The 5,782-nt window shown below is 74.0% G+C and carries 4 protein-coding genes; 2 read left to right on the forward strand and 2 right to left on the reverse strand.

The window, feature by feature from the left end; genetic code table 11:
* Window positions 1-251 precede the first annotated feature (251 nt).
* On the reverse strand, window positions 252-1,463 hold the full coding sequence (locus tag ACTHLI_RS12655) for a class I SAM-dependent RNA methyltransferase (protein WP_440184190.1): 1,212 nt from the start codon (window positions 1,461-1,463) through the stop codon (window positions 252-254).
* 78 nt (window positions 1,464-1,541) lie between these two features.
* Between ACTHLI_RS12655 and ACTHLI_RS12660 the strand changes: the two genes are divergently transcribed.
* Together ACTHLI_RS12660 and ACTHLI_RS12665 are read left to right on the forward strand one after the other, a co-directional pair.
* Complete coding sequence (locus tag ACTHLI_RS12660; RefSeq protein WP_440184193.1) at window positions 1,542-2,177, forward strand: Maf family protein; 636 nt, start codon at window positions 1,542-1,544, stop codon at window positions 2,175-2,177.
* Between the two features lie 87 nt (window positions 2,178-2,264).
* On the forward strand, window positions 2,265-4,130 hold the full coding sequence (locus ACTHLI_RS12665; RefSeq protein WP_440184196.1) for an acetyl/propionyl/methylcrotonyl-CoA carboxylase subunit alpha: 1,866 nt from the start codon (window positions 2,265-2,267) through the stop codon (window positions 4,128-4,130).
* 71 nt (window positions 4,131-4,201) lie between these two features.
* On the opposite strand, the gene ACTHLI_RS12670 is transcribed toward ACTHLI_RS12665, so the two are convergent.
* Window positions 4,202-5,638, reverse strand: coding sequence for an NAD(P)H-quinone dehydrogenase (locus ACTHLI_RS12670; RefSeq protein ID WP_440184199.1), 1,437 nt, complete (start codon window positions 5,636-5,638; stop codon window positions 4,202-4,204).
* Window positions 5,639-5,782 lie beyond the last annotated feature (144 nt).

The raw sequence follows: 5,782 nt of genomic DNA on the forward strand, positions 1-5,782 counted from the left end.
TCAACTCCGCGACATTCGCGCCCTCATCGACGAACTGATACCCCTCACGCATACACGCAGCAAGCAACCCCAACCGCACCGACTCGTGATCATCCACAACGGCGACCCGCACCACATCAGTGGCACTCTCAGCATGCGCGACGGGCACGGCGGGCGCTCCTCGGCTCGGGACTCGGTCGATCCACGGTAGGAGCGGCGGCCCGCGGCCGCCCGTCCCAGTTCGGGTGCGGAGGATCGCCGGGTCGGTGCGCTCAGGCGTCCGGGACGAGCCGTGCCACCGCCTCGAGGTGGTGCGTGTTCGGGAACAGGTCGAAGGCCGCGATGGACTCGGCGTGCCAGCCGCGGCCGGCGAAGGTGCCGAGGTCCCGGGCGAGCGCGACCGGGTCGCACGCCACGTAGACGATCTGGGCGGGGCCGGACGCGACCAGCGCCTCCACGACCTCGGCGCCCGCACCGGAGCGGGGCGGGTCGAGCACGACCGTCGCGCCGGGGCGAGCGACGCGGTCGGCCAGGAACGCGTCCACGCGGGCCTCGACCGCCCTGGCCCGCGGCAGGTCGGCGAGGTTCGCCGCGGCGTGCGCGCTCGCGGCGCGCTCCGACTCCACCGTCGTGACACGCACCGCGGGGTCCGTCGCGAGCGCCGCGGCGAGCACGCCGACCCCGCCGGAGAGCTCGTGGTTGTCGGCGTCGGGGTCGAGGAGCGCGGGGTCGATCGCCGCCCGCACGGCGTCGGTGAGCACCTGCGGCGCCGCGGGGTGCACCTGCCAGAACCCGAGCGCCTCCAGGGCGAACGGCCGCTCCCCCACGCGCTCGACGATCGGCGCCCGCTCGTCGCGCGGCCCGGCGGCGAAGGCGCCGTCCGCGGCGGCCACGAGGTGGAGCTCGCGGCCGCGGGCACGCGCGGGAAGGATGCGCTCGAGCGGCTCGACCGCGAGCGGCAGGTCGTCGACGGGGACGACGCGCTTCGTCCGCACCGCGTACGGTCCGACCCGGCCGGTCCGGTCGACGTGGAGCCGCACGCGGGTCCGCGAGCGGGTCCCGTCTTCGCGACCGGGCACCGCGGCGACCGGAGGCGCGAGCGCGGCGATCTCCGCCTCCGGCAGGTGCCCGATGCGCGCGAGGGCGTCGCGCAGCACCTCGGCCTTCAGGGCGCGCTGCCGGTCGGGAGCGATGTGCCCGAACTCGGCGCCGCCGGCGCGCTGCTCGGGCGCGCGGTCGATGGACGCCGCCGCCCACACGTGCGGCACGCGGTCGGGCGACGCCTCGAGCACGCGGACGGCGACGGCGCGCCAGAACCGCTCGTGCCGGTCGTCGGTGATGCGCGCGAGCACGCGCTCACCCGGCACGGCGTCGGCGACGAAGACGACCCTGCCGCCCCGTCCTGAGGCGGTCGAGGGGTCGAGCTCGGCGACGGCGACCCCGCCGTGCGCGATGCGCAGCACGTCCAGCTCGAGGTCGGTCACGCCACCAGCCTGCCAGCCCGCCGGGCGCCGTCCCGCCCGGCGGCGGCGCAGGTCGGGGGAAGGCGGAAGAGTGGGGTCGTGCGCCTCGTCCTCGCCTCCACCTCCCCCGCCCGGCTCGCGCTGCTCCGCGCCGCCGGCATCGAGCCGGAGACGGTGCCGCCCGGCGTCGACGAGGAGGCGGTCGTCGCGGCGGCGGAGGCGGCGCGCGGCGAGGTGCTGCGGCCGGAGGAGCTCGTGCAGCTGCTCGCGCAGCGCAAGGCGGAGGCGGTCGCGGCGATGCTCGGCCGCACCGACGCGCTCGTGCTCGGCGGCGACTCCGCGTTCGCCTTCGACGGCACGACCTTCGGCAAGCCCCTCGAGCCGGCGATCGCGACCGCGCGCTGGCACGCGCAGCGCGGCGGGACGGGCGTGCTCCACTCGGGGCACCACCTGATCGACGCCCGGACCGGGGAGGGGCACGGGGAGACGGCGCGCGCCTCCGTCCGCTTCGCCGCCGACCTGGAGGACGCCGAGATCCACGCCTACGTGGCGAGCGGCGAGCCGCTCTCGGTCGCGGGCGCGTTCACCATCGACGGGCTCGCCGGCCCGTTCATCGAGCACGTGGAGGGCGACCCGTCCACGGTGGTCGGGCTGTCGCTCAGCACCCTCCGCCGCCTCGTCCGGCGCACGGGGGTCGCCTGGCCGTCCCTCTGGAACCGAGCCACCGGCGCCTGAGCCCGTACGCCTCGCACATCGATTCCGCTGAAGGTTTGTACGAGGTCACCAAAGGCCTTCGGCCGCCTGCGAATACAGTAAGGATCCATGTCTGCCCCCGATCGCCCCTCCCGGCGCCTCCGGCGCGACGAGCCTCCGGCGACCGGGGAGCCGGATCCGGCGCCGAGGCGCATCACGAAGCTGCTGGTCGCGAACCGGGGTGAGATCGCCGTCCGGATCATCCGGGCCGCTCGGGATGCGGGCATCGCCTCCGTCGCCGTCTACGCGGATCAGGACCGCGACGCGCGCCACGTGCGGCTCGCGGACGAGGCTTACGCGCTGGGCGGGTCGACCAGCGCCGAGACCTACCTCGTCATCGACAAGCTGCTCTCCGTCGCGCGGCGCAGCGGCGCGGACGCGGTGCACCCGGGCTACGGCTTCCTCGCCGAGAACAGCGCGTTCGCGCAGGCCGTCATCGACGCCGGGCTGATCTGGATCGGGCCGCCCCCTGCGGCGATCGAGGCCCTCGGCGACAAGGTGACCGCCCGCCACGTGGCGGAGTCCGTCGGCGCGCCGCTCGCGCCCGGCACCCTGAACCCCGTGGAGACCGCCGACGAGGTCGTCGCGTTCGCGCAGGAGGTGGGCCTCCCGATCGCCATCAAGGCGGCGTTCGGCGGCGGCGGCCGCGGCCTGAAGGTCGCCCGCACGCTCGAGGAGGTGCCGCAGCAGTTCGAGTCCGCGACCCGCGAGGCGGTGGCCGCGTTCGGCCGCGGCGAGTGCTTCGTGGAGAAGTACCTCGACAAGCCGCGCCACGTGGAGACGCAGTGCCTCGCGGACGCGTTCGGCACCGTCGTCGTCGTGTCGACCCGCGACTGCTCGCTGCAGCGCCGACACCAGAAGCTCGTCGAGGAGGCGCCCGCGCCCTTCATCACCGAGGAGCAGCGCGAGCTGCTGTACCGCTCCTCGAAGGCGATCCTGCAGCAGGTCGGCTACGTGGGCGCCGGCACGTGCGAGTTGCTCATCGGCTCCGCCGGCACGGTCTCGTGCCTCGAGGTGAAGACCCGCCTCCAGGTCGAGCACCCGGTGTCGGAGGAGGTCACCGGCCTCGACCTGGTGCGCGAGCAGTTCCGGATCGCGGAGGGCGAGCCGATCGGCTACGACGACCCGGAACCGCGCGGGCACTCGTTCGAGTTCCGGATCAACGGCGAGGACCCGGGCCGGAACTTCCTGCCCGCGCCCGGTCCCGTGCGCTCCTTCCGGGTGCCGGGAGGCCCAGGCGTCCGCATCGACTCGGGCGTGACCACGGGCGACGTCGTCTCCGGCGCGTTCGACTCGCTGCTCGCGAAGCTCATCGTCACCGGGTCGGACCGCGCGGACGCGCTCGAGCGCTCCCGCCGGGCGCTGGCGGAGTTCGAGGTCGCCGGCCTGCCGACCGTCATCCCGTTCCACCGCGCCGTCGTCCGCGACCCCGCGTTCACGGCCGAGTCCGGCCGGTTCGGCGTCTACACGAGCTGGATCGAGACCGAGTTCGACAACACCATCGAGCCGTGGAGCGGTTCGCTCGGCGACCAGGACCCGACGGGCCCCGGACCGGACGAGCGGCAGCGCGTGACCGTCGAGGTGAACGGCAAGCGCATCGAGGTGTCGCTGCCGACCGCGCTCGCGAGGCCGGAGGCCGCGACGGCCGCGCCCCCTCCCCCGCGCCGCCGCTCCGCCGCGAGCCGGGCGAGCACCACCTCCGGGAACGCCGTCAAGGCGCCGATGCAGGCGACGGTCGTCAAGGTCGCGGTCGAGGAGGGGCAGCGGGTCGTCACGGGCGACCTGGTCGCCGTGCTCGAGGCGATGAAGATGGAGCAGCCCCTCACCGCCCACCGGGACGGGGTCGTCGGACGCGTCGCGGCGACGCCCGGCACCACCGTCTCCTCCGGCACCGTCCTGCTCGAGATCCTCGACGAGGTCCCGGTCCCCGCGTAGCCCCCTTCGTCGTTCAGGAGATTTCGGCGCACCGCGCCCGGATCTCCTGAACGACGAAGGGGAGGCGCGGGTCAGGCGACGATGTGCATGGCCCTGGCCGCGTCCGTGATCGCGTTGGACAGGCTCGGGTACACGCTGAACGCCCGCGCCAGCTGGTCGACGGTGAGCCGGTGCTCGACCGCGAGCGCGATTGGGAGGATCAGCTCCGATGCGCGCGGCGACGCGATCACGCCGCCGATCACCGTGCCGGAGCCGGTCCGCGCGAACAGCTTCACGAAGCCGTCCTTCATGCTCTGCATCTTCGCCCGCGGGTTGGTCTCGAGCGGCAGCTTGTAGATCTCGCCCTGCGCGATCCCGTCCTCGATCTGCTTCTGCGTCCAGCCGACGGAGGCGATCTCGGGCGCGGTGAAGATGTTGCTCGTCACGTTCCGCAGCTCGGTGGGCACGACCGCGTCGCCGAGCGCGTGGAACACCGCGGTCCTCCCCTGCTGCGACGCGACGGAGGCGAGCGGGAGGAAGGTCGTGCAGTCCCCGACGGCGTAGATCGACGGGCGCGAGGTCGAGGCGACGCGGTTCACGCGGATGTGCCCCGACGGGTCGAGCTGCACGCCCGCCTCCTCGAGGCCGACCCCTGAGGTGTTCGGCACGGAGCCGACGGCCATCAGGCAGTGGCTCCCCCGCACCTCCCGCCCGTCCGAGAGGGTGACGACGACGCCGTCGCCGTCACGCTCCACCTTCGTCGCCCGGCTGCGGGACATGAGGTGCATGCCGCCGCGCGTGAACACGTCCTCGAGCAGGTTCGCCGCGTCCGCGTCCTCCCCCGGCAGCACGCGGTCGCGGCTCGAGATGAGCGTCACCTCGCTGCCGAGCTGCATGTACGCGGAGGCGAACTCGGCGCCGGTGACGCCCGAACCGACCACGACGATGTGCTCCGGCACCTCGTCGAGCTCGTAGAGCTGGGTCCAGGTGAGGATGCGTTCGCCGTCCGGCATCGCGGTGGGGAGCTTGCGCGGGCTCGCCCCGACGGCCACCACCGTCGTGTCGGCCTCGATCTCGTCGAAGTCGTGCGCGGTGCGCCCGCGGCCCGTCGAGACGATGACGCGTCCCGGGCCGTCGAGACGGCCCTCGCCGATCACGACCTTCACCCCGGCGTGCTCGAGGCTCGCGCGCATGTCCTCGGACTGCTGGTTCGCGAGGTCCTTGAGCCGGCGGTTCACCGCCCTGAGGTCGACCGCGACCTCCGGTGCGACATGACGGCCCGCCTCGTTCGGCACGGAGAAGCGCACGCCCAGCCGGGCGATGCGCTGGATCGCGCCCATCGAGTTCGCCGTCGCGATGAGGGTCTTCGAGGGCACGACGTCGGTGAGCACGGCGGAGCCGCCGACGCCGGCACGCTCCACGAGCGTCACCTCCGCACCGAGCTGCGCACCGGAAAGCGCCGCCTCGTAGCCGCCGGGACCGCCTCCGAGGACGACGATCCGATGGTTGCGCTCGAACTCGTAGGTCACGTCAGCACAGTATTCACGGCCCGGGGTGGTCTCGAGGCGGCTTCGCCGCACCTCGACCACCGGAGGTGTCGCTCCGCGCCCACCCGCCCGCCGGTCGAGGCGCGAGCGCAGCGAGCATCGTGACCGCACCGACGCATCAAAAGG

Origin of the sequence: Amnibacterium sp., assembly GCF_051956055.1 — a bacterium.
In the GTDB taxonomy this organism is placed as follows: Bacteria; Actinomycetota; Actinomycetes; order Actinomycetales; family Microbacteriaceae; genus Amnibacterium.